Here is a 26,049-nt window from a genome sequence, read left to right as displayed (position 1 = left end):
TCCGTGTCGATCGAGAAGATCCTTGACCTCGAGCAGCTCGAGGTCAACATTTACCGGGGCAGCGTATTCAGCCCGGAGCAGGGAAATTTCCAGCGCACCTTCGGCGGCCAGGTGGCGGGCCAATCGCTGGTGTCCGCGGTCCGCACGGTCGACCCGCACTTCCTGGTCCACTCATTGCACGGGTACTTCATCCGCCCCGGAGACTCCTCGGCGCCAACGATTTTTATCGTCGAGCGGTTGCGCGACGGCGGTTCGTTCTGCACGCGACGGGTCAACGCGATCCAGCACGGCGAAACGATCTTCTCCATGTCGGCGTCGTTTCAGACCGATCAGGAGGGCATCCACCATCAGGACATGATGCCCTCGGCACCACCGCCGGACGACCTGCCGGGGCTCAAGTCGATGAAGGTGTTCGACGACGAGGGCTTCAAACAGTTCCAGGAATGGGACATCCGGATCGTGCCGCGCGATCAGGTCCACCAGGTCGCGGGCAAGGCTGCCCAGCAACAGGTCTGGTTCAAGCATCGCGATCCGCTGCCCGACGATCCGGTACTGCACATCTGCGCGCTGGCCTACATGAGCGACCTCACCCTGCTCGGCTCGGCCCAGGTCACCCATCTCGACGAGCGTGACCACCTGCAGGTGGCGTCGCTGGACCACGCCATGTGGTTCATGCGGGTGTTCCGCGCCGACGAGTGGCTGCTCTACGACCAGTCCTCGCCGTCGGCGACGGGTGGGCGTGCGCTGTGCCAGGGCAAGATCTTCAACCAGTACGGCGAGATGGTCGCGGCCGTCATGCAGGAAGGCCTGACGCGCTTCTCGAGCGATCACCGTTGACCGCCGTTCGCATCGGCGTCTTGGCGCTGCAGGGCGATGTCCGTGAACATCTCGCGGCGTTGCGTGATTCGGGCGCATCGGCGTGCAGCGTGCGACGGCGTTCGGAGCTTGATTCCGTCGACGGGTTGGTGATTCCCGGCGGGGAGTCGACCACGATGAGCCACCTGCTGCGTGAGTTGGAGTTGCTGGAACCCCTGCGCTCGAGGTTGGCTTCCGGAATGCCGGCCTACGGCGCCTGCGCGGGAATGATACTGCTGGCCAGCGAGATTCGCGACGCCGGAACCGCCGGCCGCGAAGCGCTTCCGCTGTCGGCGATCGACATCACCGTGCGGCGCAACGCTTTTGGGCGTCAGGTCGATTCGTTCGAAGGCGATGTCGCGTTCGACGGCTTCGACGAGCCGGTGCACGGGGTGTTCATCCGCGCGCCGTGGGTGGAGCGGGTCGGCGACGGCGTGCAGGTGCTGGCGCGGGCCGCGGAGCATCCCGTTGCGGTCCGGCAGGGCCCGATGCTGGCGACGGCGTTTCATCCCGAGGTGACCGGCGACCGGCGCATCCACCAGCTGTTCGTCGACATCGTCAACGGCCGGAGTGTTTGAAGTCAGACTTCGCGGTCAAAAGCTGAGCATGAACTCTTCGGCCGGCGACGCGGTGACCAGTAAGTTCGACGATCCCGTCCGGAGTTGGCGCGACATCCCGGGGTGGTTTCAGTGGCGCCGTCATCAAGAGGAGGCGGTGGCGCATTTCCCCGACGGCAGTTGGTTCGGCGAAGTGGGCTGCTATCTAGGGCGCAGCATCTGCTCGCTGGGCGAGGTGGTGCGCGACGCGGGGCTGGGCAACCGGATCGTCGGCGTCGACACCGCGCGGGGAAGCGGCAGCGAAGGCCGCGCCGACATCGACGCGCACGGGCCCGCCGTCGAGCATGGCGGCGGCACCTTCGCCGGGCTCTTGCACCGCAACATCATTGGCTGCGGGCTGGACGACAGGATCCAGCTGGTGATCAGCGACTCCGTCGCCGCCGCTGCACTATTCGCCGATGAATCGTTCGCGTGGGTGCACATCGACGCCCGCCATGACTACGACAGCGTGGTCGCCGACATCACGGCGTGGGCCCCGAAGGTGAAACCGGGCGGCTGGCTGTCCGGGGACGACTACCAGGCCGACTGGTGGCCCGGAGTGGTGCGAGCGGTGAGCGATCTGTTGCCCGACGCCGAGTCCTGGGGGTCGATGCAGTGGCGGTGGATCAAACCGGACTGAACTGGTGCATCGAAGTGCGTCGGCGGTCCATTACACTTCCCGACGTGCGATATGTATCCAGCGTCGCAGCGGTTTTCGCGGCGGTATGTGTCCTCGTCGCTTCACCCGCAGCAGCCAACCCAGTGGTACCGCAAAACAAGATCGACTCTCTGGTGCTCTCCGACGACGACGTCAGCTCGGTCGTCGGGTTGCCGCTGCATCGGATCGGGGGCGTCTACCCGTCGCCCGGTGCCGCGCCGGCTGGCCACGACGAGTGCCAGACGCTGGTCAGCTCCGACGTCAACCAGTGGAGTGGTGACTTCACCGCTTTCCGCCAGCTTGCGCAGCAAGACAATCCGGATGATCTCCAGTTCTCCGTCACGCAATATGTGGCGACATATCCGAATTCGCTCGTCGTCGCACGTGTCTTTCGGCATACCTTCACCACTGATCTGGTAAACCGTTGCAGCTCAAAGATATTGACTGACGCGGGCGGAAACCAGTGGAGCGTTCTCGGCGTCTCGGTGATGGGCGCCGGCGCAACATGGAAGATTGCCGAGTTGCAGGACGGGCAGGATTCCAGCTGGCATTGCGCTTACCAGGTTCAAGCGAAAGGCAACGTGATGTTTCAAATTTCGGAGTGTCAGTTCGGCAACGGAACTCCGGTGGCCGCGCAACTGGTCGACCTGATCGCAAACCGGATTCCGTCCTGATGCGGGCCGATCGCGTAGATGCGCACCCGATGAAACGTGTCCTTGTCGGCGTCGTCTCCATCGGGTTCGCGGCCGTGCTGAGCGTGGGTTGTTCGCACTCGGGACCGGGCGCCAGCCCCGCGCCGGTCCGCCTTCCGGCACCGACGGACACCGCGAAGGGCCAGACGTCCGACGCGCTCGCACCCAGCGGCCCACCGTCGGCCAGCGCATCCGCGAAACCCGTTCCGCCGCCGTTGGTCACGCCGGACCGCCTGCGCACTTTGTTAGTGCCGCCCGACGTGTCGGGACCGATGGTCGGTTCGCCGCTCGGCTTCGAGAAGCTGTTCAATCAGCCCGCGCCGGCAATCGATTTGGGCGACCGCTCGTCATGCGCCGTGCTGTTCGGGCCGACGGTTCACGACTACGGCCGAGATTGGACCGCCTATAAAGGCGCGCAACAGAAAAACGCCGAAGACAACGCCGACCACGTCGTCGGGCAGGGCGCCGGGTCTTACGAGGACCCCGAAGCCGCGCGTCGCGCATTCGCCGCCGCCTTCCCGCCGGCTCTGACGAACTGCAACTCGGTGGCCGTCAACAACCCGCGCGACAACAACACGCAAATCACGTGGCGTTTCGACGTTTCCAGTGTCGACGGCGCCACCGCGCGTTGGAGTCGGGTCCAACTCAACGGGGGCCAACCGACCGATTGGAGCTGCGGGTACGAGGCCCGGCTGAAAAGCAACGTCGTGGTGTACGCCTCGGTGTGTGAGCGCGGCGATCGCGGAGCCGCGGCCGCCGCTCAGCTCACCGACCGGATGCTGATCTGGTTCCCCGACGCCTGATCGGGTTGTCAGCCAACGCGATCGAGAATGTGATCGGTCAGCCGCTTGACCGCCTGAGCCGGATTGCCCTGCTGTCCGACGCTTGATATCGCGATGACGTTGGCGAGGTGCCAGGCGACCACGACGGTGTTGTACCCGGTGTACTGCCCGTAGTACTTGCTCGCCAGCGTCCACATCATGACAACGTCGTTGAGCTTGAAGTCGTAGAGTTCGACCGAGATGCCGGGATGCATCGGGATCCCGCGCATCTGCGCATGGTCGCAGGTGTGGAAAAGGTTGGGGTTGTAGACCGCGTTGAAGCGATCTACTGCGTTGGCTGTGCTGGCGAACGTGCCTACAGCCTGGCTTACGTACATTTGATCTGCGTCGGGCTGATACGTCCACACTTGGCTGCGGAATGCGGAGTAGTCCGTGCCGAACACATCGACGGTGTTGGTGTACGTGAGCACCCGGCAGTCGTCGCGCTCATCCAGGTGATCGGGTGCCCGGGGCCGTACGCCGACCGGGCCCGCTTGCGTGACCGGCAGGCCAACATATTGGCTCACCTCGTCGTCGGATGGGATCAGCGAAACTATCCGTCCCGGAGGGATATTGGTGGCATGGGCGGATGGTGACAGCACGCACAGCGTGGCAACTGTGACGGCGCACAGTGCGGCCGCTCGTACTACCCACGAATGATTCGTCCCGTCTCCGCCTGAGCCGCTATGACGCACGCGGCGATCATATCGACCCGACGGTGCCGCGCAATTGTTGATTGCGAGCATCGATGTCCGACTGGGTGGCCGGGACGAGCACATCGCCGCCGGGGCCTGCGGTGCCCTGCGCGTAGGTGACGTGTGGAAGCTGTTCGCGCTCATACTGATCGAACGCGGCGGCGACATCGTTGGGGTGGTCGCTCAATGCCTCGGCGAGCAGCCAAGCGCCGGTCATCGCCAGGCTCGTCCCGCGGCCCGACAACGGTGACGCGCAGTAGGCCGAGTCGCCGACCAACACCACCCGGCCGCCGTGCCAGCACGGCAGATGGATCTGGCTGACGGAGTCGAAGTAGAGCTCGTCGTCTCGCGAGGCCGCGTCCAGGAGTTCGGGGATCTTCCATTCGGTGTGACCGTCGAAGGCGTCGCGCAGGATCTGCTTCTGTGCGTTCAGATCGTGGTAGTCGTAGTCAATCCAGGACGAGCGAAACATGAACACCGCCAACGCCTTATCGCGATAGGTCGCGATGCCCGCCATGCGGCCTGGGACGTTGTACATCGGGTTGCGGCGATCGGCCTGCACGTGGCCGGGTAGGTCGGCCAGCGCCACGTAGAAGCCGAGATGGCGCAAGTACCGGTCCTCGGGCCCGAACACCAGCCCACGGGTCGCGGAGTGCATCCCGTCCGCGCCGACTACCACGTCGTAGCGCTGCCGCTCACCGGAGGCGAAACGCACGTCGACACCGTCGCCGTCGTCGCGCAGTTCGACGATCGATTCGCCGAAGCGCAGCGCGGTGGCCGGATTCAGGGCTTCGCGCAGTACGGCGGCGAGATCTTCGCGGGGGATCTCGGTGTCGTCGAGGGAGTCGTTGAATTCGCTGTCGGGCATCTCGGCGAGCAGCTCACCGTTGCGACCGACGAACTCGACGCGTTCGCTCATGTCCACGCGGCGAGCGCGAATCGCGTCGAGAACGCCCATCTTCTCGGCGACCTCCAGCGACGCGCCGCGGATGTCGATCGGAGACCCGTTCACCCGCAGATGATTCGCGCGCTCGACGATGGTGACGTCGTGGCCGGTGGCGCCGAGCGTGATGCCCGCGCTGAGTCCGGCCATGCCGGCGCCTGCAACCAGAATCCGCATCAAAACCCTTCCCTCGATAAGATACGATGTGTATCTAACGGACCTTAGCGCGAGCGGATAGGAAACGCAATGTCTCTTAAAGAAGGGGCGCCGCCGCAGCGCCGACGTGGTGAGGCGCTGGAAACCGCGTTGCTCGATGCGGCGTGGGAGGAGCTGACCGAGCGCGGGTACGACGAGCTGACGATGGATGCGGTGGCGACGCGCGCGGGGACCAGTCGGGCGGTGCTGTATCGGCGGTGGCCGAGCAAGCAGGACCTGGTGGTGGCCACCCTGACGCAGTACGTCAAGACGGAATTCGTCGATGCGCCGGACACCGGGAGTCTGCGCGGTGACGTGATCGGGCTGCTGAAACTGGCCAACAAGCTGCGGGTGCGGCTGGCCATGCTGGTGTTCACCCAGCTCGGCGGGTTCTACCGCGACGCCAACACCAACCTCGCCGAACTCGGGGCCTTCGTTCAGGGCGGTCGCGATGCGATGCTCGACGAGGTGATGGCCCGTGCCGTTGCGCGGGGTGAGATTCGGGCCGGCCAGGTCAGCGACCGCGTCGCGCGGGTACCCGTCGAGCTGTTCCGTTACGAGCTGATGATGACATTGAAGCCGGTCGCCGACGAAGTGATCGAAGAGATCGTCGACGAGATTTTCTTGCCGCTGGTCAGGCTCGGTGCCGCGAAGACGCCGTAAGCGAACCGCCACGTAGACTCGGCAGGCGAATTATGAGCGACAGAAGAGGTAACAGCTGATGAGCGGCCATTCCAAGTGGGCCACCACCAAGCACCAAAAGGCCGTCAAGGACGCGCGCCGCGGCAAGGAATTCGCCCGGCTGATCAAGAACATCGAGGTTGCGGCGCGAACCGGTGGCGGTGACCCCGCGGGCAACCCGACCCTGTACGACGCCATCCAGAAGGCGAAAAAGACATCGGTGCCCAACGACAACATCGAGCGGGCCCGCAAGCGGGGCGCCGGCGAAGAGGCCGGCGGCGCCGACTACCAGACGATCATGTACGAGGGCTACGGGCCGAACGGCGTCGCGGTGCTCATCGAGTGCCTGACCGACAACCGCAACCGCGCGGCCGGCGAGGTGCGGGTGGCGATGACCCGCAACGGCGGCAACATGGCCGACCCAGGATCGGTGTCTTACCTGTTCTCCCGCAAGGGCGTGGTGACGCTGGAAAAGAACGGCCTGACCGAGGACGACGTCCTCGCCGCCGTGCTGGAGGCCGGCGCTGAGGACGTCAGCGACTTGGGCGAGAGCTTCGAAGTCGTCTCCGAGCCAACCGATCTGGTTGCGGTGCGGACCGCCCTGCAGGACGCCGGCATCGACTACGACTCCGCCGAGGCGAGCTTCCAGCCCTCGGTCAGCGTGCCGGTCGACGTCGACGGTGCGCGCAAGGTCTTCAAATTGGTTGACGCGCTGGAGGATAGCGACGACGTGCAGAACGTCTGGACTAATGTCGATCTGTCCGACGAGGTGCTCGCCGCGCTCGACGAGGACTAATCTCCCGCATCGCCGAAATCGACGTTAGCGAGGAGCTGTCTCGCGCTTTCTCACGCTAGCGTCGATCTCGGCGTAGAAGGATTAGTCGTAGCCGTGGCGCATGTCTTCGACGACGCGCGGGTGTTCCAGCGTCGACGGCTCCAGCGTTCGGCGTTGCACGTCGGGTGCGAAAACCGTTGCAGCGTCGAGGACCGACGGGTTGAGGAAGCGCAGTGGCGGCGCGTCGCGGGGAACCGCGGGTCGCGGCGCCGTGTCGCCCCGTCGTGCCAGGGCGAACCCCCAGTCGCCGAACGTCGGGACGTACACGTGGTACGGCGTGACCGCGTAACCTGCTGCGGTGACAGTGGAAATGGTCCGCCAGAACGCGATTGGGGTCGAGTATGGGCTGCCCGATTGCACCACCATCAATCCGCCGGGTGTGAGCACGCGCGACACCAGCGCGTAGAACTCGGTGGAATACAGCCGGCCCAGCACCGGTGTGTCGGGGTCGGGCAGGTCGACGATGACGGCGTCAAACGACGGCGCCTTCGCGGCGCGCAGCCAAGTCATGGCGTCGGCGGTCACGATGTGCACCCGGGGATTGTCCAGCGATCCACTGTTGGCGGAACGCATTGTGGTGCGGGCTAATTCGATGACGGCCGGGTCGAGTTCGACTTGCACGATATTGTCGACGGCGGGGGAGCGCAGCAGTTCACGCGCCGCCAGACCATCGCCGCCGCCCAGTACCAGCACCGAGTGGGCCCCGGCGCCGAGCGCGGGATAGACCAGGCTTTCGGTGTAGCGGTACTCGTCGCGGGTCGAGAATTGCAGGCCGCCGTCGAGGTAGAGCCGCATGTCGTTTCCGCGGCGGGTGACGACGATTTCCTGGTACGCCGACTGTCGGAAAGCGATGATCGGGTCGGCGTAAAGCCTCTGGCGGCTGGTGGTTTCGATGTCCTGGGCTCGCGCCAAGAGGGTGGCAAGCAGTGCAAGTGCCAGGCCCAGCGCGGCCAGCCCCGTCAGCAGCTGCCGCAAGGTCACCACTCGTCGCAGCAGGAAGATCGAAACGACCGCCGCGGCAACCAGATTGATGATGCCGGTGGCCGCGGCGCCGCGGATCATGCCGAGGTGGGGCAGCAGCACGAACGGCCACACCAGTCCACCGATCAGCGCACCCAGGTAGTCGGCGGCGTTGAGGTTGGCCAGCGTCCTGCCGGTGTCGGTGGCACCCGCGGTCCGTCCCTGCTGCAACAGCGTCATCAACAGCGGTACCTCGGCGCCGACCAGTGCGCCGATCAGTGCCGTGCCCACCGCGAGCATCAGCAGGGAGCCACCGATGAACGAGAACATCACGTACAGCGCCGCGGCGGACAACCCGCCGATAATGGCCAGCAGGGCTTCGACCGTGACGAAAGTGATTGCTGCCCAGGGCAGTAACGGCTTGACCAGTAGGGCGCCGGCGCCCAGCGCGGCGATGTAGCCGGCGACGATCAGTGAGGTGGCGACGATGCCGCCGCCGTTCAGGCTGGTCGACAGCGTCAGTAGGGCCAGCTCGTAGATGATGCCGCAGGCCGCACACGCGGCCACCGCGGCGAGCAGGACTGCGCGCCAGCGGGTAGATAGCTCCTGGGCCGGATCGGGCTGCTGCTCAGTCGATGTCATGTCAGCGCGGCAGCGGTCACTCCTCCCACGGCCAGCAGCATCACGGCGGTGGCGAACGCCGCCGGGTGCAATTCTGGCTCGTCGATGTGTTCGTGGAAATCGCCCGGTATCACGAAGTGCATGGCCAAAATGGCGACGCCTTGCAAGATGACGCCGATGATCCCGTAGATGGCTACCCCGATGAGCCCCTGACCGAGTTGTCGGTAGCTGCTGGTAATCGCGCAGATGACGACGGCGGCCACCGCGATGTAGTTGGCGCAGGCGAGGATCACCGCATTGGGGCGACGGTCGATGAATACGAGCTGTCGCAGCTTTCCCGGGGTCAGCACGTCGACGACAGTGAAGCCGAGGACGAGGACGGCCGTGCCGACCAGGAAGTAGGAAATGGTGGCCAGTGCCCCTTGGAAGACCGGATTGAGGTCGATGGAGCCCAACTCAACGGCTAGATACATGACTGAATCTCCTTCTTCTGCAGGTCATTTTGTTCCGCCCGGGCCGCCGGTGCTGCCGCCCGATCCGTGTGACGGAGACCCGGGGTAGAACCCGGGACCGAGGAAGATGAACGAGCCGTGGCTGTAGCCGGCGGCCAAGTCCTCGACGCGGATGCTGCATGGATGCGTCCCGTCGGCGCCGACCGAGACGATCGCGTCGTCATAGCGCAGGTATTCGGTGCCGCTGTTGGAGGCGTGCGCGGCCGGGTTCTGGTAGCCGATCAGGGTGTTGGCCGTCTGGGCGGGCGAGCCCGTGCACAGATATCGGGCGCCGCCGGCATCGCGGGAATATTCGTGGTAGTGCGACGCGATATAAGAACGAATGTCTTTGTGCTGCAGGGATATCCCGAAGATCAGGCTGAGCAAGGCGGAGGCGGCCAGCCCGAACGCCATCACGAACATTCCGCCGCGGCTCATGGGCGCCATCGGCTGCTGGTGTAGACGACGGTTCCGCCAACTTCGGCGGGGTAGAGGTGCCAGGTCTGCCAATGCCAACCCGGCCCGTCCGGCTCGGCGGCAAGCGCGGTCAGCGCGGCGTCGTCGCCCGGGAATGTGCCGCCGAGCCAACCGTTCTCGGTGGCACAACGCGCGCGCAGTCGGTCGGCGAGATCACGGAACGCGGACTCGTCGTGCAGGTCCATGCTCGACTCGAGATGGTATCCGGCGGCCTGGCTGGATTCGGGAAGCTCGCCTTCGAGGTCACACGAGACCTGTTCGGAGAACACGCTATTCGGATGCTCGACGGTGACGACGTGCGATGCGCCCAAGACGCCCAGGACCAGTATCCCGCCGTCGGGATGAGCCAGACGGCACGCCGCCAGGGGGAGCGGAGCGGGTGTGTTCAGGGCAAGCCCGAGCTCGGAACCGCGGACGTCGACAGGGGTGACCGACAGATAGTGGAGGGGCACGGATGACGGTCCCTACTCGGATGCCGGCGGCGGTGCCGGGTACACGGTGAGTTCGCCGGCCAGCACGGCTTTGCCGGTCGATACCTCCCAGGGTGTTTCCGGCGCCCAGCGCTCGAAGGACAACAGGGCGGTCTCATCGGCATTGACGTAGTCGACGAAGTCCATGTCGCCGCCGGGCGGCAGTCCGGTCGTGCCCTCGGTGGTGTAGCCGGCATGGCCGCGCTCTGATTCGTGGTAAGTCACGCCGTCGACCACATGCTGGCCGCCCGGCTGCAACTGCAGGTCCTTGCGGGCCGTCCACATCGCCAGTTTGAGCCGACCGTCGTCGTCTTCGACGCTGAACCAGATCGGCTCGTCGCCGCCTTCCAATAGGTGTTCCCACCAGACGAACGGGCCCTGGCGGTAGGTGACCGAGCCGCGCACCACGTAGTCGACGCCGCCGTGGCTGACGATCGCGCCAGGGCCGAGCTGGCGGGGCCCGAATTGCGGTGCCGCGGTGGCGAACGCGAGCGGATCCTCGCGGCCGCTGCCGCGCGGAGTCTTAGGGCGACGTAACGCGACGATGAAGACGGCGACTGCGGCGATGAACAACACCGCGGCGAGCACCAGCAGCACTGAACTCATGCGCAACCCTTCGTGCACCCCGACCGCGCCGCGGCGATGAATAGTGCCGATAAAGTAGCAGCTTTGCTGGGCTCGCGCGGTTATCTAGTCGATGTCCGCGGCGGCCAGGAAAGATATCGATTCAAAAGATCACGGTCTGGTTGCCGTATTGGACGACGCGGTCCTCGCAGTGCCACCGCACAGCGCGAGACAGCGTGGCCCGTTCGACGTCGGCGCCCAAACGCACGAGGTCGTCGACGCCGTGGCGATGATCGACCCGCACGACGTCCTGCTCGATGATCGGGCCCTCGTCGAGGTCAGCGGTTACGTAATGCGCGGTCGCGCCGACCAGCTTGACCCCCCGCTCTTTGGCCCGCCGGTAGGGGGCTGCGCCGATGAACGCCGGCAGGAAGGAATGGTGGATGTTGATCATCGGGCAGCCCAATTGCTCCAGGAACTGCGGAGTGAGGATCTGCATGTAGCGGGCCAATACCACGAGATCGACGTTGCCCCGCAACAAGTCGAGCTGACGTTGCTCGGCCTGTTCGCGAATGTCCTTGTGTGCCGGGATGTGAACAAACGGTGTGCCGAACGGGCGGACCTGGTCGGCCAGGTCGGGATGGTTGGCGATCACCATCACCACCGACATGCCAAGGTCGCCCCGACGGTTGCGCCACAACAGATCTAGCAGGCAGTGGTCCTCGGTCGACGCCATGATGGCAACTCGTTTGGGCTTGGCCGCCTCGGTAAGCCGGAAGTCCATCCCGAACTTCTCGGCAACCTGCCCGGCGAAGTCGCGAGCCAGATCGTCTCGTGCAGCGGCCAACCCCGGCAGATGAAAGACGGTGCGCTGCATGAACATTCCACCGGACTGCTCGGTTGAGTGCTGATCCAACGAGACGATGTTGGCGCCCGCCTGAGCTAGGAACGTGCTGACCGCCGCCACCAGACCGGGCCGGTCGTCACAGCGCAGCAATAGTCGGCCGATGTCCTTGGCGGGCAGGCCTTCGCGCTTCGCACGGGCGAATTTGTCACTGTCGACTGGGCTGGTCATCTTCCTCACGATCCCTCGCGCGTGCAGAGCCCGGCCCGAGCCTGACGCCGCCGACCTCAGCCTGGTTGGCCGGGCTCTCCTGGTTGGCCGGGCTCTCCAGGCTGACCGGGCGCGCCACCGGGGCCACCGGCGCCGCCCTGGCCGCCCTGACCGGGCATGCCACCCGACCCGCCCTGGCCGCCATTCCCGCCGTTGCCGCCCCGGCCGCCGGCACCTCCGTGGCCGCCAGCTCCGCCCTTACCGCCTTTGCCACCCGCACCGCCGTTGCCATTGTCACCGGGCGCGCCGTCGCCGCCGTTGCCGTCAGGGTCGTCGGTCGCAAAGCCGGTACCGCCGGGATGCACGACAGCCACGCCGCCGATGGTGTGATTGCACCCGGTCGAAGCGGCGCCCACAAGGGTCAATACCGCAACCAGCATCATGCTGGCGGCCGCATTTCCGCCCATCGCGTTAATGATGTTGTGTGATCGGCGATCTCGTGGACCACCGCTGCGACGGGCCATAGGTCTACCTCCATGTCAGCAGGGAATTCTCACCCTTGCCGCCAAAATAGTTCGACAAACGGGGTCGAGTCGCGAAACGCACGAATTCAAAGAGACTTATTGGCTGCGCGGCCGACTAGCGCGGACCACTCACTGTCAGCGGCAGCGATACGTGTCCCGCTCCGCCCTGCATCGTAATGAGCCAGCGGCCATTGAGATTAAGGGTGAGTTGGAATTGGAAGCAGGCAAAGCCGACGGCGGCGTTCGTCAAGTTCATGGGCAGCTCGCGGTGCATATGCAAGGGCTCGCTACCGTTGGGCGGCGACACCTCGATGACGACCAGGCGATCCGAACTACCGGTGTCGTCGGCGTCGTCGCTTTGCGTCAGCACCACGATGTCAAATTTCGCTACTCGATCGCGTCCGACTTTGTAGTTCGAGATCACCCCGCCCTTCACATTGAGTTTGTTGTCGACCGCTTCGACCTTTTCAGCCAGGAACGCCCCGCTTATCCGCATGCCTCTCAGTATGCGTGAACACTGGTGCGCGGTACTGGGTTTGACCCAGATGGTTTGGGGAGTTGAAAAACCTTTCGCAACAGCTTGTTCCGGTGAGCGGGGGACCTCTGGCGGGGGTTGCCGATTTCGTCACGCCGACGGGTTGGGCTGGTGTAGAAGGATTTGATGGAGGATCAACCGTTGCCATCGATCGATTCGGCGGCGTTGCGCGAAGCGATGGCCCGACGGTTGCACCGAGGATCGGTGGCCACCGGGCAGATCAGCCTATCGGCCGCTCCCGGCATGATCGACGAGTACGTCAAGATGTGCGACACGGTCTTCACCGGCTTGGGCGCGCCATTCACTGCAACAGAACTTGCTCACCTCAGGAACGTGCTGGAGAGCCAACTTGCCGAAGCATTCCGAGCGTCGCCGCGGTCGAGAATTGTGATCTCGTACGACTTTCCGGTCGGCAGGGCGCTGAACTACCATGTGCGATCCGAGTGGGCGACGATCGAGAGCAGCTACGACCACTGGGTCGGCACGCGCGAGCCGCCCCTGTTCGGCGTCGAACCGGACGCGCGGATATGGGCGCTTGCCGGCCAAGCGGCCGATCCGCGATCCCACTGGGTGCTGGACATTGGCGCCGGAACCGGGCGCAACGCTTTGGCGCTGGCCCGACGCGGCCACCCGGTGGACGCGGTCGAGATGACCGCCACGTTCGCCGACATCATCCGCGCGGAGGCGCAGCGAGAAGCGTTGGATGTCCGGGTGATTCAACGCGACGTCTTCGCGAGCACGAATGACCTGCGCTGGGACTATCAACTGATCCTGCTCTCAGAAGTGGTGTCGGACTTCAGAACAACGCAGCAATTGCGGGGCGTGTTTGAACTCGCGGACCGCTGTCTGGTGCCCGGAGGACACTTAGTGTTCAATGTGTTCCTCGCGTGTCCTGGATATCTTCCTGACGACGCCGCGCGCGAGCTTGGGCAGCAGGTCTATACCGCGATCTTCACCAGAGAAGAACTCGAGAACGCGATGCGCCTGCTGCCGTTCACACTCGTAGGCGACGACTCGGTCTACGAATACGAGAAAGCCCATCTGCCCGAGGGCGCCTGGCCACCCACCAGTTGGTACGCCCGTTGGGTCAGCGGTCTCGACGTGTTCGACGTCGAACGTGAGGCGTCCCCGATCGAAATGCGCTGGCTCGTCTACCGAAAAAGCGGTAGCGAGTAGCAGCATCGCGGTCCGTCAGGCGCACAACTTATCGGCCTGAGCGATCTGGGAGTCCAAGTCCTTGCGCAGCGGATCCTGAGCTTCGGGCCCCGCTCCGGCCAGGTAGTTGGTGCCCAGCTGCTCAATCGTGTTGGCGAAAGAATTGACGGCGTCCTTGATATCCGCCGGCGCCGCAGCGTTCGCGTCAAGCCGGTCCTTCAGATAAGCGCCGCCGCCGATAAGGGCCAACCGCGCGTTGGTGGCAACCGCGAGCTCCGCAACCGCATCATTCGGGTTTCGGCTCTGCATATGGGTATTGCTGACCACCGACCTTTTGGCCGCCTTGTAGGCGGAGCACACGTTTGCCTTGGCGTCACCGCTCTGCTGGGCTACCGACGCTTGGTGGTGTGCCGGGTGGAAATACGCCAGTGCGGCAAGGGTAGTCGCGAGCACCGCGACCGCCAAGGCCGCAGACGCGATCCAGCGTGACACGTCCGATCCGCCCAGCGAAGGCAATGGATTTCTTGTCGACCCGCTCTCGGCGGCTGGCTTCTGGGTTTCGGTGGACGAGGACTCAGTCACAGGCCTATCAGTCATGGGGCGAGGATATCGTGCATCAGTAGCGCTGTTAACGCATTGCTCAAATCATCTCGGCCGCACCGAGTTTGTCGTATTCACTTCGTCGCATTGTGGTCTGTCGTATATTGACCGACCCCGGCTCTCATCGGGTCAAACGGACGCAAGTGCACCTTCAATGTGGTTGGCAAACCGGCAGTTCCCGAGGACGAGAATTTTCGTGAAAGTCAGGCGTCAACGGGATGGGACACACAGCACAGAGGCCCGCTTATCGCGGGCCTCTCGAATTGTGTTGCCTACCCAGAGCCTTTGAGGTAGGACGCCCGGGGCTGCGTGGCCGCCGATGCCGCCAGTTCCCCCGGTATTAATGCTGACTAAACGCCGTTATTCCGGTACCACCGACTGCTCAGCGCCTTGATAGAGGCACACGGCCCGTCTACCGTTCATCGCCTCAGTGCTGCGAACCTGGGGGGAGCGCCATTGACAGGAAGTCGTAGCGCCACAGCGCCTCGAATAGCTTGCGGGCGAATTTCTCGACGTCAGCCACGCTGCCCCGCGACGAGGCTTCCCCGTGCACGGACGCAGCGATTTCGCGAATGGTCCGCTGTCCGTCGACCTGCTGCACGAAGGGCAGCTGGGCTGAATTCAGCGGTGTCCGCCAGTCCGGGCGGTAGATCTCATTGCCGGACAGTCCACAGCGCATCCGCATCAACGGCACGTAGTCCAGGCTGGCCTGCGCCGAAAAATCAATTTGATAGGAGTCTTTCGGGCGCTCTGGGGAGCACGCCATGAAGAAATGGCAGGCGTTGACGGTGTTCAACCGCTCCGTCGCCGCCCACTTCGCCGGCTCGGGTAATGCTTCGATTGACGGGTAGATCGCATTGGGGCGCGCGAACAAGGTGTGCGGGTAGTACGGCGAGTTGATGAACCAGCCCTGGAACACAAGTCCGGCGGCGGTGACGAGGTCGACGCAATCATCGACGGTGTAACTGCGTTCGCGGCCGTGCAGGAAGGTGTCCACCAGCTCGGCGTCGGATTGCAGGCTTCCGGCTCGTCGCAGATACGGTTGCACCGGGTGCTCGGACGAGAGCAAAGAAAGCGTCTCGCGCACGGTCGCGATCGATGATTCGTTCTGTTTCAGTCCCAAGTCGCGGAAGAGCTGCTGCAGCAACTCGAGCCCGGCCCGACCGTATTTCGCGTACAGCATGATGCCCATGGCACCATCAGGTCGCAGACAGGACGCTATAGCGTTCATCCCCACCTGCGGATCCGCCATGTGGTGTAGTACGCCGGTCGACACAATCAGATCGAAATCGCGGTTCAGCGAGGAGACTTCCTCGATAGGCAACAGATTCAAATCCAGGTTGAACAGCCCGTGTTTGTCCTTGAGGTATTGCTGATGATCCAGTGACGGCTGGCTGATGTCGATCGCTGTGACTTTCGCATCCGGATTCATGAAGGCGAAAACCGCCGCCTGATTGGTGCCGCAGCCCGCGATCAAGATGTCGAGATCGGGTCGGTACTCCCGGTCCGGCCACAACACTCGGTGCGCGTGGCTGGGGTCGTACCACTGCCAGTTATTGGCCAGCCATACTTCGAGGTCCTCGATGGGGTGGGGGTACCGGTAACGCTCGTACTGACGGGCTACCACATCGGCGCGCGGATTGTCGTTCACTTCGGCGCTGCCCCCTTTTGACCATGGACTTGTTGAGTCGCGAATCACGCCGAGTTTAGCGGTGACGCACGGAGTTCGTGGCCAGTTGGAACATCCGAGCGTCTTGTAAGGCGCCGATGAGATCGGCTATGCGAGAGCAACTTTCAAGACTCTAAACGACCTGCAGGCCCTCGGGAATGTTGTGCGGGTCGCGCCAGAACGCGTCGTTGACGAAACGGTTGAACAAGTCGGGCGGCAGCACGGTCGGGCGGGCGTCGGCCTTGACCGTGTGGCGCACGGTGTGCAGTCCGGGAGTACCGGCCCGTCGGTCGAATTCGGTGACGTCGTAGTCGACGTTGTCGAAGTCGTGCTCGAACGCCGGCTCGCCGATAAACGAGTAGATCGCATGCATGGTCTTGGCCGGGTCGCTGGTCAGCGTTTCGTACTGGACCAGCAGCAGGCGGTCTTTTTGCGCGCCGTAACAGGCCTGTTTGAGCGCGTCGTAGGGGGCGCCAACCATTCCTTCGGGTCCCACCACGCCATTGGCGCGGGTGTACACGGTGCCACCGGCGCTGTAGTTGAAGATCGACGACGGGCTAAAGACGTTGCGCTGCACCAAACGTTCGATGCTGTCGATCACCCAAGGCAATTCGCGAACGCAGGCAATCACTTTCGCCCCGGGAAACAGCGTCGCGATCGCCGGCATCCATGCGCACCAGAAGCGGTTGGTGTCAAAGACCACCTGGGCGCCGCAGTCGGCGTAGTAGTTGTCGAACAATCCCCGCAGCATGCGCTCACGCTTGGCGTCGTCGATGAACACGGAATACTCGTTGCGCGCGCTCATCTCGCTGAGCAGGGCGCCGAACAGGCCGGCCAGCGGACCCGACATTCCGGCATCGAAATTCGGGTTCTGTCGCAACAGCGCCGCCAGCAGGGTGGAGCCCGAACGCGGCAACCCCGAGATGAAATGAATGGCCGGCATAGCGCTCCCCCTAACGTCAGCACATATTAACTAGCAGCAGACGACGAACGCTGGCTATTGCGACTCAAGCGGCAGTGACGGACTCCGAGCACAAAAGAGAGGCCCGCCGAAGCGGGCCTCTCTGTTGTAGTGCCTCCTTAGACCGAGGGAGGAACGGTTTGGCCGAGGCCGCCGGTGCCATGGTCACCGCCGGTGCCGCCAGCTCCGCCCACATTGCCGGTCGGCGGTTGGCCAGGCGTGCCGGCGGTGGGTCCGCCTGCGGTGCCCAGTCCTGGCGCTGTGGTGCCAGGAACGCCGTTGCCGTTGGCGCCGCCGTTGCCGCCGACGCTGCCGTTGGTGCCGTTGCCGCCGGTGCCGCCGGTGCCTGCGGCGGTTGCGCTGCCACCGGCTCCGCCGTCAGCGCCATCGCTGCCGTAGGATGCGTCGCCGCCGGCCCCGGCAGTGCCTGCCGTGCCGCCGCCGGGTGCGCCGGCTGCGCCGCCTGCCCCGCCGTTGCCACCATTGCCGCCGGTGCCTGAGGTGCCGGCGTTGCCGCCGTTACCGCCGGTGCCGCCGGGTCCGGCGTCGCCGCCGTTACCGCCGGCGCCGCCTTCGTCACCGTTGGGAGGCGTGCTGTAGCCGCCGGTGCCGCCGTCGCCGCCGTCGCCGCCGTTGCCGCCGCCGACCACGTTGCTGGCCGCTCCACCGCTGCCGCCGTTGCCGCCGGCACTGTCGTTGACGGCGTTACCGCCCGCACCGCCGTTGCCGCCGTGCCCGGATCCGGCCGCGTTACCGCCGTCTCCGCCGCTGCCGGCCGTACCGGCGTAGTTGCCCACACCACCGTCGCCGCCGTCGCCGCCGTCTCGGGTGGCGCTGGCCGCCCCACCTGTGCCGCCGTTGCCGCCGACAGCGTTGGCGCCGTCGTTGCCGCCGGCTCCGCCGTCGCCGCCGTTGCCGTTGCCGAGGGCGTCGCCGCCGGTGCCGCCATCGCCTCCGACGCCGCCAGAGCCGCCGGTGCCACCGTCGCCGCCGTTGCCGCCGACATGGGTGGCGCTGGCCGGGCCACCGTTGCCGCCAGTACCGCCTGCGACGCTGCTGCCGCCGAGGCCGCCGGCGCCGGCGTTGCCGCCGTTACCGGTCGGGCCGTTGGCGGTACCGCCGTCGCCGCCGGTGCCGCCGTCGCCGCCAACGCCGCCGTAGCCGCCGGTGCCTGCGGTGCCGAGCGGGCTGTCGCCGCCGTTGCCCGCGCTGGCGCCGGTGTTACCGCCGGCACCACCTGCGCCGCCGAGGCCGCCGTTACCGCCCAGGCTGCCGCTGTCACCGCCGGTGCCGCCGTAACCACCGTCACCGCCGTCACCGGCGTCGCCGCCGGCTCCGCCGTGGCCGGTGCCGATGGCTGCTCCGCCGTTGGCGCCGGTGCCTCCTACACCACCCGTGCCGCCCGCGGTGGCGTTGCCGCCATTGCCGGTCAGCGAGCCGCTGCCGCCGTCGCCGCCGCTGCCGCCGTCACCGCCGGTGCCGCCGTCGCCGCCGCTACCGCCGCTGGCGTTGGTCACCCCGGGGGCAAGTAGGGCGTTTGAGCCGGCTGCGCCGTTGCCGCCAGCACCACCGTCACCGGCTGCTCCGGCGTTGCCGCCGTTGCCGGCTTGCAGGGTGCCTACCGCGTTACCGCCGGCTCCGGCGTCACCACCGTCACCACCGGTACCACCGTCACCGCCGCTGAAGCCTGGCGATCCGACCACGTTGCCGGTGGCCTGGAAGGCCGCCCCACCGTTGCCGGCCGCGCCGCCGTCACCGGCGCTACCGCCCTGGCCGCCGTCGCCGCCGAGGCTGCCGCTGTCACCGCCGGCCCCGCCGCTACCACCGTCACCACCGGCGCCACCGTAACCGCCGTTGGCCTGAACGATGTTGCCGCCGGCGCCGCCGTTGCTGCCGGTACCACCCTGGCCGCCGGTACCACCGGTGCCGCCGGTGCCGAAGCCGTTGCCGCCGGTGCCACCGGCACCCGCGTCACCACCGTCACCACCGGATTCGCCATGCCCGGCGGTGAAGAGGCTGGCACCCGTGGTGCCGACGCCGTTGCCGCCGTTACCGCCGTTACCGCCGGTGCCGCCGGTCCCGTTGGTGCCGGCTGCGCCTGCGGTGCCGCCGGTGCCGGTGCCGGCACTGCCGCCGTTGCCCGCGGTGCCGGCGTTACCGCCGACCCCACCGGTGCCGCCGTCACCACCGGGGTGGTTGCCGCTGGCGAAGGTGAAGCCATCGCCACCATTGCCGCCGTTGCCGGCTGTGCCGGCACTGCCGCCCTGGCCGCCGTTACCGGCGCTGCCGACCGCCCCAGAGCCACCGGCCGCGCCGGCCGCGCCGCCGTTGCCACCAGTACCGCCGATACCGGCGTCACCGCCCGCACCGCCGTCATAGCCGTCGGGGTGCACCGACGTGCCGTCGACGCCGTCGCCACCGTTACCGCCCGAGCCGGCCGTGCCACCGATGCCGCCGTTACCGCCGTTGCCGCTGACACCGGAGACGGTGCCGCCCTGGCCACCGTTACCGCCGTTGCCACCCAGGCCGCCGTTGCCGCCGTCGGTGCCATCGGTGCCATTACCCAAGTTGCCGCCGGTTACACCGTTAGTGCCATCGAGGCCCTGGCCGCCGTTACCGCCGACCCCGCCGTTACCGCCGTTGCCGACCGATCCGGCGTTACCGCCATCACCGGCCTGGCCACCGTTGCCGCCGGTTGGGTGCGACGCGATGCCCTGGGCACCGGCGCCGCCGTTACCGCCGTTGCCGCCGTTGTCGGTGAACCCGGCCGCGCCGTTGCCGCCGTCACCACCAAGGCCGCCGTTGCCGGCGCTGGCTGCGACGCTGAAGTCGCCGGTTGCGCCGTCGCCACCGTTGCCGCCGTTGCCGCCGATGGTCGAGGCGCCGCCTGCTGCGCCGTGGGTACCCGCGACTCCGCCGGTGCCACCGGTGCCCGCGGCACCGCCGTTGCCGCCCTGGCCGCCCACGGTGCCCGGGGCACCGCCGTTGCCGCCATCGCCGCCGGCGCCGTTGACGCCGTTGGAGCCGGCCAGGCCCCAGACGCCATCTGCGCCGTCGCCGCCGTTGCCGCCGGCGCCGGCGTTGCCGCCGGCGCCGCCGTTGCCGCCGTTGCCGTTGACTCCGGTGCTGCCGAACAGGCCGCCCTTGGCGCCGTCACCGCCGGCGCCACCGTTGCCGCCGTTCATGCCGACACCACCTTGGCCGCCGTCACCGCCGGCGCCGTTGTTGACCCCGGCGACACCGGCCAGACCGGTCGCGCCGGTCGCGCCGGCACCGCCCATGCCGCCGATACCGCCGTCACCACCGGATCCGCCGTTGCCGAAGAAGTTGAACGCGCCCACGCCGCCGCCGTCGCCGCCGGCGCCGCCGTTACCGCCGATGTTGCCGATGGTGCCGGCCACTCCGGCGCCGCCGTCACCGCCGTCGCCGCCGTTACCGAAGAACAGACCACCCATGCCGCCGTCACCGCCGGCTTGGCCGTCGATACCGATGCCGCCGTCACCGCCGTTGCCCCACCAGCCGGCGTCACCACCGGCGCCACCTTGGCCCAGCAGGTCGGTGGCGCCGTCACCACCATTACCGAAGAAGATGCCGCCGCCTTGACCGGTAGCGTCGGCCAGCGAGCCGCCGCCGATACCGTCGGCGCCGTTGCAGATCAAGCCGCACGCGCCCGCAGCGGAGGAGGCCGCCGGGTCGACCTGGTCGAACCAGGTGTTCAGTGCGGTGTCGAACTGCTGACCAAACGATGAACCGATCCAGTCCTGTTCGAGGGCCTGCAACCACGCCGGGGTGGTGGAGTCAGCCACCGAGGCCGCACTGCTGGCGTCACCGAAGACATTGGAGAAGTCGCCGAACAGCGACTCCCAGCCCGCGGTCGCAGACACCGCGTCGGTGGTCGGCAGCGCCAGATCACCAAAGGCGCCCGGGTCGATGCCCAGAAGCGCATCGAAGTTGGACACCGAGCTCAGAACCGAGTTGATGATCGGATCCAGAATCGCATCCAACCCATCGGCATGCGCCGGCGGAACACTGGCCAACGGGGTCAACCCGAACGCCAAAAACGCCCCGGCTGAACCACCGAGGCCAAGCGCCGCACGACGACGGGCTTTCCCCTTACCCCGCCGATTCTTCTTTGAATGCTGTCCCGACATCTCCCCGAACCTTCCTTCAAGTTAAGCATGAGCTGAGTCTTCTCAGGTGTCGCTAAGGTACTACGCGGCCTACCTGAGCGAAACAAGAAAACGCAAAAAAAATCAGACTTTTTTCCGATCTTGAATTCTGGGTCCACCGAACGTATGAATTGGTTTCCTCAGTTAATGAAATGTCAGGCTGTTGTATTTACGTCTGCGTCAACAACAGCCTCAGGAAGCACGGAAGGTTCGCGGCGTGAAATAGCTGCAGCAATCGATTGAGAACGCGCGCGAGTCTTATTACCGCAAGTTTGACCCTGCTGTCGGGCCGGCCAATACCATCACCGTGTGGTGTTGAAGTGCAGATATGACGAGAGTTCGATGCCTGCAGGCGGTACCCAATCTAGGAGTTGCACAGAGCAGATATAGAAATTCCATTGTTTAGCAAAGTAACAAGCTCCCGTACTGGATGGGGCCCTAACGGCTGACTCAGACACCGATCGCTCAAGGCGTGATGGGACTCCCGTTACTTAAACGTTAAGTGAGAAAAGCTGCTCAGCAACCGGCTGTGGACGTTAACCTATGGGAGACGAGCAGCCTTATATGACACGTCTTATCGGCGAAGAAACTTTGTGTCATATCGTTGTCAAGAGGGTTGAGCGGGGTGACCGAACATGAGAAAAGCTGAGAAAAACAGATGACTGGCCTGTTGCGTGCTGTGCGCAGGCAGCGCGGCTTGACGCTCGCCCACCTCGCTGAGCAGACCGGTTTGACGAAGAGCTATCTGTCGAAGATCGAGCGCCGGCAAAGCACGCCGTCGATCGCGGTGGCGCTCAAGGTTGCGCGGGCGCTAGATGTCGACGTCGCACAGTTGTTCTCGGACAATTCGGCGGACGACACGATCGTGATCGACCGTGCCGAGGACCGCAATGGCGACGGTCACTACCGCCTGTTAGCCCCGAACTTGCTCGGAAAAGCTATGTCGCCGTTCGTCATTCGGCCCCCTGATAGCTCAGACGGTCCGAGGCCAGCCCATCCTGGACAGGAATTCTTGTTCGTGCACGCGGGGACGGTTGAACTTGAGTACGGCGACCACATCGTCATACTCGCCGCGGGCGATAGCGCCTATCTTGACGCGTCGGTCAGCTATCAACTCCGGGCCATCGAAGCGGCGCGCGCCGAGGTCGTTGTGGTCGCCTACAACGAGCCGAGCGGCAACCGCGCCTAATCGCTCGCGCCGCGCCGATTTCGCCGCGTGTCCTGCCTGGCGGAGTCGGCGCGGGCCGCTAAGGTATCGAACAAGCGTTCGGCCCGAAGGAGACCAAGGTGCGCGTGATGGGCGTCGACCCGGGGCTGACCCGCTGCGGGCTGTCGGTGATCGAGAGCGGCCGCGGCCGCCAGGTGATCGCACTCGACGTCGATGTGGTGCGCACCCCGTCCGACGAGCCACTCGCGCGCCGCCTGCTCACGATCAGCGACACCGTCGATCACTGGATGGACACCCACCTGCCCGACGTCGTCGCGATCGAGCGGGTGTTCGCCAATCAAAACGCCAACACCGCGATGGGGACCGCGCAGGCCGGCGGCGTGATCGCACTGGCGGCCGCCAAACGCAACATCGACGTGCATTTCCACACGCCCAGCGAGGTCAAGGCGGCGGTGACCGGAAACGGGCGGGCCGACAAAGCGCAAATCACCGCGATGGTCACCAAAATCCTTGCGCTGCAGACGAAGCCGACGCCCGCTGATGCCGCTGATGCGCTGGCGCTGGCGATCTGCCATTGTTGGCGCGCGCCGATGATCGCGCGGATGGCAGCCGCGGAAGCCATGGCGGCCGAGCAGCGACGCACCTACGAGGCGAAAGTGAAGGCAGCCAGATGACCGCCGGCGACGATGCAGAGCGCAGCGATGCTGAGGAGCGGCGCAGATGATCGCGTCGGTGCGGGGCGAGGTGCTCGACATCGCCCTCGACCATGTCGTCATCGAGGCGGCCGGCGTCGGTTACAAGCTGATGGCCGCCCCATCGACGCTCGCGACCCTGCGGCGGGGCAGCGAAGCGCGCTTGATCACCGCAATGATTGTCCGTGAAGACTCGATGACGCTCTACGGCTTTCCCGACGCCGATGCCCGCGACCTGTTCCTGACCTTGCTCGGTGTCTCCGGCATCGGCCCCAAGATCGCGCTCGCCACCCTCGCGGTCTACGACGCGACCGCGCTACGGCAGGCGCTCGCCGACGGCGACGTCACCGCCTTGACCCGGGTGCCCGGCATCGGCAAACGTGGCGCCGAGCGGATGGTGCTCGAGTTGCGCGACAAGATCGGGCCGGTCCCGGCATCGCCCGGCGCCGTGGTCAACGGCCACAGTGTCCGCGGCCCGGTGGTGGAAGCCCTTGTGGGACTTGGCTTTGCGGCTAAGCAGGCGGAGGAGGCGACCGACAAGGTACTGGCCGCCGACGACGAGGCCACCACGTCGACGGCGCTGCGGTCGGCGTTGTCGCTGCTGGGGAAGACGAAGTGAATCGCGCCGACGACGATGACGCCGAGGACCGGGAGGTTTCCGCGGCCCTGACGGTCGGCGAGGGCGATGTCGACGCCAGCCTGCGCCCGCGGTCGTTGGGGGAGTTCATCGGCCAGCCGCGAGTGCGCGAACAGTTGCAATTGGTGATCGAAGGCGCCAAAAACCGCGGTGGCACACCGGATCACATTTTGCTGTCCGGGCCGCCGGGGCTGGGCAAGACGTCGCTGGCGATGATCATCGCCGCCGAACTGGGTTCGTCGCTGCGGGTGACATCGGGTCCGGCGCTGGAACGCGCGGGGGATTTGGCGGCGATGCTGTCCAACCTCGTCGAGCACGACGTGCTGTTCATCGACGAGATTCACCGTATCGCCCGGCCCGCCGAGGAGATGCTGTATCTGGCGATGGAAGACTTCCGCGTCGACGTCGTCGTCGGCAAAGGCCCTGGGGCAACATCGATTCCGTTGGAGGTGGCGCCGTTCACGTTGGTCGGTGCGACCACTCGGTCCGGTGCGCTGACCGGACCGCTGCGGGACCGATTCGGCTTCACCGCGCACATGGACTTCTACGAGCCGGCCGAATTGGAGCGGGTACTGAGCCGCTCGGCGGGAATCCTGGGAATCGAACTCGGCGCCGAGGCCGGCGCGGAGATCGCGCGCCGCTCGCGGGGCACCCCACGAATCGCCAACCGGCTGCTGCGCCGGGTCCGCGACTATGCCGAGGTCCGTGCCGACGGGGTGATCACCCGCGACGTGGCAAAATCCGCGCTGGCGGTTTACGACGTCGACGAGCTCGGCCTCGACCGGCTGGACCGGGGAGTGCTGACGGCGTTGACCCGCAGCTTCGGTGGCGGACCCGTCGGTGTCTCGACGCTCGCGGTCGCTGTCGGCGAAGAGGCCACCACCGTCGAGGAGGTGTGCGAGCCTTTCCTGGTGCGGGCCGGCATGATCGCCCGCACTCCGCGCGGCAGGGTGGCGACCCCCCAAGCGTGGACGCACTTAGGGATGACACCGCCCCCGCGGGCCAGCGGTTTAGGGCAGCCGGGACTGTTCGAGTAGGAGCTCGTAATGATCACTGCCGCAATGGTATTCGCTGTACTGGCTGCACTGCTGCATGTCTACATCTTCACGATGGAGTCGTTGACCTGGACCAGCAAGCGCACCCGCGCCACATTTGGTACGACGGCCGAGGAAGCCGAAACCACCAAGCTGCTGGCGTTCAACCAAGGCTTCTACAACCTTTTCCTGGCGATCGTCACCGGCGTGGGCATCGGAGCAATTGAGTTGGGGCACAAGGGCATCGGCGCTGCCCTGATCTTCGCGGGCGTCGGGTCGATGGCGGCCGCGGCGATCGTGTTGCTGGCGTCTGCGCCGGACAAGGCGCGTGCGGCTCTGTCGCAGGGCACTTTCCCGGCGATCGCCGTTGTCCTGCTTGTCGCCGGTCTGCACTAGTTCGAATCCTTAATAAACTCAGCAGTTGCTGAGCCACCCGAACCGGTCAGTAATTCGTGGACTATCCATTCCGCCTTCTGGTCAGATCGTTGCCCGTTGGGCCGATGGGTCGGTTAGCTCTGAGGTGGATCTAAGGCGCGCCGATTAGCGTGACGCGCACGTTGACGGCACGAAGTTACATCGCCGGGGCGCAGGGGTACTCAGCTCGCTCGTGACACCGCGGTGTCCACTGTTTGAGGAGACTCGAAAAAATGAATGACTCCCGGTCAGGTTTCGGCAGCCTGCACATGCCACGCAGTCGTGGCGCCCTAAGCGGACTGCTCCTACTCATCCTCGGCGCATGGGGAGCACTGATCCCCTTCGTCGGGCCATACTTCCACTTCGCTTACACCCCCGGCCAAGTCTGGGTGTGGAGCACGGCACGTGCCTGGCTGGAGGTATTTCCCGGCGTGACGGCCGCAGCGGGCGGATTTCTTCTACTGATTTCTGGAAACCGGGCCACCGCCATGTTCGGCGGCTGGCTCGCCGTGATCGCCGGCGCTTGGTTCGTCGTCGGGCGCACCCTCGCATCGACGTTGCGCCTCGGTGATATCGGCCAACCCCTGGCGGCGACGGACGCCCACCGCGCGATCATCGAGATCGGGTATTTCTCCGGCCTGGGCGCGTTGATCGTCTTCATCGGCGGAGCGGTGCTGGCGCGCGTGACGATCCGGACCGCCCGCGACGTCGAATTGGCCCAGCGGGCTGCCGAATCTCTGGCGCCTGCGGACTCGGGCAACTTCAACGCGTTCGCGGAGTCCGCCCGCACCGAGGCGTTGACTTCCGCGCCACAGCGTCACCGGCGCGAAGGCAAGGGCGGCTTGTTCCGCCGAAGCAGCGCCGGCGCGACCAGCCACTGACC

Annotated in this window: 28 protein-coding genes; 14 read left to right on the top strand and 14 right to left on the bottom strand. The window is 66.0% G+C overall.

The genetic code is table 11. The annotated features are described in order from the left end of the window. The first annotated feature begins 3 nt into the window (after positions 1-3). The 5 genes from tesB to A5658_RS06195 are packed head-to-tail and all read left to right on the top strand — an operon-like array spanning position 4 to position 3,604. Positions 4-837, top strand: coding sequence for an acyl-CoA thioesterase II (tesB, locus tag A5658_RS06215; RefSeq protein WP_067332367.1), 834 nt, complete (start codon positions 4-6; stop codon positions 835-837). After that, on the top strand, positions 834-1,433 hold the full coding sequence (gene pdxT / locus A5658_RS06210; protein ID WP_067332364.1) for a pyridoxal 5'-phosphate synthase glutaminase subunit PdxT: 600 nt from the start codon (positions 834-836) through the stop codon (positions 1,431-1,433). The genes tesB and pdxT overlap by 4 nt, the downstream gene beginning before the upstream one ends. Positions 1,434-1,461: 28 nt before the next feature. Further along, entirely contained in the window at positions 1,462-2,091 is a 630-nt protein-coding gene (locus A5658_RS06205; protein WP_067332361.1) for a class I SAM-dependent methyltransferase, read from the top strand. After that, the gene (locus tag A5658_RS06200; protein ID WP_067332358.1) at positions 2,067-2,783 is read left to right on the top strand and encodes a sensor domain-containing protein; all 717 of its coding nucleotides are present in this window, start codon (positions 2,067-2,069) and stop codon (positions 2,781-2,783) included. The genes A5658_RS06205 and A5658_RS06200 overlap by 25 nt, the downstream gene beginning before the upstream one ends. 29 nt (positions 2,784-2,812) lie before the next feature. Continuing rightward, the gene (locus A5658_RS06195; protein WP_197503070.1) at positions 2,813-3,604 is read left to right on the top strand and encodes a sensor domain-containing protein; all 792 of its coding nucleotides are present in this window, start codon (positions 2,813-2,815) and stop codon (positions 3,602-3,604) included. 8 nt (positions 3,605-3,612) lie between these two features. Here the strand turns inward: A5658_RS06195 and A5658_RS06190 are convergent, their stop codons facing one another. Beyond that, the gene (locus A5658_RS06190) at positions 3,613-4,368 is read right to left on the bottom strand and encodes a sensor domain-containing protein (RefSeq protein WP_255361318.1); all 756 of its coding nucleotides are present in this window, start codon (positions 4,366-4,368) and stop codon (positions 3,613-3,615) included. Next, positions 4,325-5,437, bottom strand: a complete 1,113-nt coding sequence (locus A5658_RS06185) for an FAD-dependent monooxygenase (RefSeq protein WP_067332350.1) — start codon at positions 5,435-5,437, stop codon at positions 4,325-4,327. Before A5658_RS06185 ends, A5658_RS06190 begins: the two co-directional genes overlap by 44 nt. Positions 5,438-5,506: 69 nt before the next feature. Here A5658_RS06185 and A5658_RS06180 point away from each other — a divergent pair, with 69 nt between their 5' ends. Both A5658_RS06180 and A5658_RS06175 read left to right on the top strand, forming a co-directional pair. Then, a complete protein-coding gene (locus tag A5658_RS06180) occupies positions 5,507-6,118 on the top strand; it encodes a TetR/AcrR family transcriptional regulator (RefSeq protein ID WP_067332348.1) in 612 nt (203 codons plus the stop codon). 58 nt (positions 6,119-6,176) lie between these two features. Then, positions 6,177-6,932, top strand: a complete 756-nt coding sequence (locus A5658_RS06175; RefSeq protein WP_067332345.1) for a YebC/PmpR family DNA-binding transcriptional regulator — start codon at positions 6,177-6,179, stop codon at positions 6,930-6,932. Between the two features lie 81 nt (positions 6,933-7,013). Here the strand turns inward: A5658_RS06175 and A5658_RS06170 are convergent, their stop codons facing one another. The 8 genes from A5658_RS06170 to A5658_RS06135 all read right to left on the bottom strand — a co-directional run bounded on the left by A5658_RS06170 (position 7,014) and on the right by A5658_RS06135 (position 12,628). After that, entirely contained in the window at positions 7,014-8,573 is a 1,560-nt protein-coding gene (locus A5658_RS06170) for a polyamine aminopropyltransferase (RefSeq protein ID WP_067332343.1), read from the bottom strand. After that, positions 8,570-9,025 carry a DUF350 domain-containing protein gene (locus A5658_RS06165; protein ID WP_067332341.1) on the bottom strand — a complete coding sequence of 152 codons (456 nt, stop codon included), beginning with the start codon at positions 9,023-9,025 and terminating at the stop codon, positions 8,570-8,572. The genes A5658_RS06170 and A5658_RS06165 overlap by 4 nt, the downstream gene beginning before the upstream one ends. Before the next feature lie 24 nt (positions 9,026-9,049). Then, complete coding sequence (locus A5658_RS06160; protein WP_067332339.1) at positions 9,050-9,481, bottom strand: DUF4247 domain-containing protein; 432 nt, start codon at positions 9,479-9,481, stop codon at positions 9,050-9,052. Further along, on the bottom strand, positions 9,478-9,972 hold the full coding sequence (locus tag A5658_RS06155) for a DUF2617 family protein (RefSeq protein ID WP_067332336.1): 495 nt from the start codon (positions 9,970-9,972) through the stop codon (positions 9,478-9,480). The genes A5658_RS06160 and A5658_RS06155 overlap by 4 nt, the downstream gene beginning before the upstream one ends. A gap of 12 nt (positions 9,973-9,984) precedes the next feature. After that, the gene (locus A5658_RS06150; RefSeq protein WP_067332333.1) at positions 9,985-10,596 is read right to left on the bottom strand and encodes a DUF4178 domain-containing protein; all 612 of its coding nucleotides are present in this window, start codon (positions 10,594-10,596) and stop codon (positions 9,985-9,987) included. A 121-nt stretch (positions 10,597-10,717) separates the two neighbouring features. Further along, on the bottom strand, positions 10,718-11,629 hold the full coding sequence (gene purU / locus A5658_RS06145) for a formyltetrahydrofolate deformylase (RefSeq protein WP_067332331.1): 912 nt from the start codon (positions 11,627-11,629) through the stop codon (positions 10,718-10,720). 56 nt (positions 11,630-11,685) lie between these two features. Next, the gene (locus A5658_RS27385; protein WP_156751289.1) at positions 11,686-12,075 is read right to left on the bottom strand and encodes a hypothetical protein; all 390 of its coding nucleotides are present in this window, start codon (positions 12,073-12,075) and stop codon (positions 11,686-11,688) included. Positions 12,076-12,247: 172 nt separating this feature from the next. After that, positions 12,248-12,628 carry a hypothetical protein gene (locus A5658_RS06135; RefSeq protein WP_067332326.1) on the bottom strand — a complete coding sequence of 127 codons (381 nt, stop codon included), beginning with the start codon at positions 12,626-12,628 and terminating at the stop codon, positions 12,248-12,250. A gap of 165 nt (positions 12,629-12,793) precedes the next feature. Between A5658_RS06135 and A5658_RS06130 the strand changes: the two genes are divergently transcribed. Continuing rightward, the gene (locus A5658_RS06130) at positions 12,794-13,843 is read left to right on the top strand and encodes a bifunctional 2-polyprenyl-6-hydroxyphenol methylase/3-demethylubiquinol 3-O-methyltransferase UbiG (RefSeq protein ID WP_067332324.1); all 1,050 of its coding nucleotides are present in this window, start codon (positions 12,794-12,796) and stop codon (positions 13,841-13,843) included. 15 nt (positions 13,844-13,858) lie between these two features. Here A5658_RS06130 and A5658_RS06125 read toward each other — a convergent pair whose 3' ends face one another. The 4 genes from A5658_RS06125 to A5658_RS29075 form a co-directional block, all read right to left on the bottom strand. Continuing rightward, positions 13,859-14,419, bottom strand: a complete 561-nt coding sequence (locus A5658_RS06125; RefSeq protein WP_156751288.1) for a hypothetical protein — start codon at positions 14,417-14,419, stop codon at positions 13,859-13,861. Between the two features lie 430 nt (positions 14,420-14,849). Then, positions 14,850-16,073 carry a class I SAM-dependent methyltransferase gene (locus A5658_RS06120; RefSeq protein WP_067332321.1) on the bottom strand — a complete coding sequence of 408 codons (1,224 nt, stop codon included), beginning with the start codon at positions 16,071-16,073 and terminating at the stop codon, positions 14,850-14,852. A 151-nt stretch (positions 16,074-16,224) separates the two neighbouring features. Further along, complete coding sequence (locus A5658_RS06115) at positions 16,225-17,034, bottom strand: sulfotransferase (protein WP_067332319.1); 810 nt, start codon at positions 17,032-17,034, stop codon at positions 16,225-16,227. A 137-nt stretch (positions 17,035-17,171) separates the two neighbouring features. Then, positions 17,172-21,203, bottom strand: a complete 4,032-nt coding sequence (locus tag A5658_RS29075) for a hypothetical protein (RefSeq protein WP_156751287.1) — start codon at positions 21,201-21,203, stop codon at positions 17,172-17,174. A 676-nt stretch (positions 21,204-21,879) separates the two neighbouring features. Here A5658_RS29075 and A5658_RS06105 point away from each other — a divergent pair. From A5658_RS06105 to A5658_RS06080, 6 genes are all read left to right on the top strand, one after another. Beyond that, positions 21,880-22,410 carry a helix-turn-helix domain-containing protein gene (locus tag A5658_RS06105; protein ID WP_067332315.1) on the top strand — a complete coding sequence of 177 codons (531 nt, stop codon included), beginning with the start codon at positions 21,880-21,882 and terminating at the stop codon, positions 22,408-22,410. A 98-nt stretch (positions 22,411-22,508) separates the two neighbouring features. Beyond that, positions 22,509-23,063 (top strand): crossover junction endodeoxyribonuclease RuvC, encoded by a 555-nt coding sequence (ruvC, locus tag A5658_RS06100; RefSeq protein WP_067332313.1) that lies wholly within the window; start codon positions 22,509-22,511, stop codon positions 23,061-23,063. Positions 23,064-23,109: 46 nt separating this feature from the next. Beyond that, positions 23,110-23,700 (top strand): Holliday junction branch migration protein RuvA, encoded by a 591-nt coding sequence (gene ruvA / locus A5658_RS06095; RefSeq protein WP_067332311.1) that lies wholly within the window; start codon positions 23,110-23,112, stop codon positions 23,698-23,700. Next, positions 23,697-24,755: a Holliday junction branch migration DNA helicase RuvB gene (ruvB, locus tag A5658_RS06090; protein ID WP_067332309.1), complete on the top strand. Its 1,059-nt coding sequence runs from the start codon at positions 23,697-23,699 to the stop codon at positions 24,753-24,755. The genes ruvA and ruvB overlap by 4 nt, the downstream gene beginning before the upstream one ends. 9 nt (positions 24,756-24,764) lie before the next feature. Continuing rightward, a complete protein-coding gene (locus A5658_RS06085; RefSeq protein ID WP_067332307.1) occupies positions 24,765-25,148 on the top strand; it encodes a DUF1304 domain-containing protein in 384 nt (127 codons plus the stop codon). 251 nt (positions 25,149-25,399) lie between these two features. After that, a complete protein-coding gene (locus tag A5658_RS06080; protein ID WP_067332305.1) occupies positions 25,400-26,047 on the top strand; it encodes a hypothetical protein in 648 nt (215 codons plus the stop codon). Positions 26,048-26,049: the final 2 nt, after the last annotated feature.

This window comes from Mycobacterium sp. 1245111.1 (assembly GCF_001673405.1).
Classification (GTDB): domain Bacteria; phylum Actinomycetota; class Actinomycetes; order Mycobacteriales; family Mycobacteriaceae; genus Mycobacterium.
This window is presented reverse-complemented; position numbering and strand designations above follow the sequence as displayed.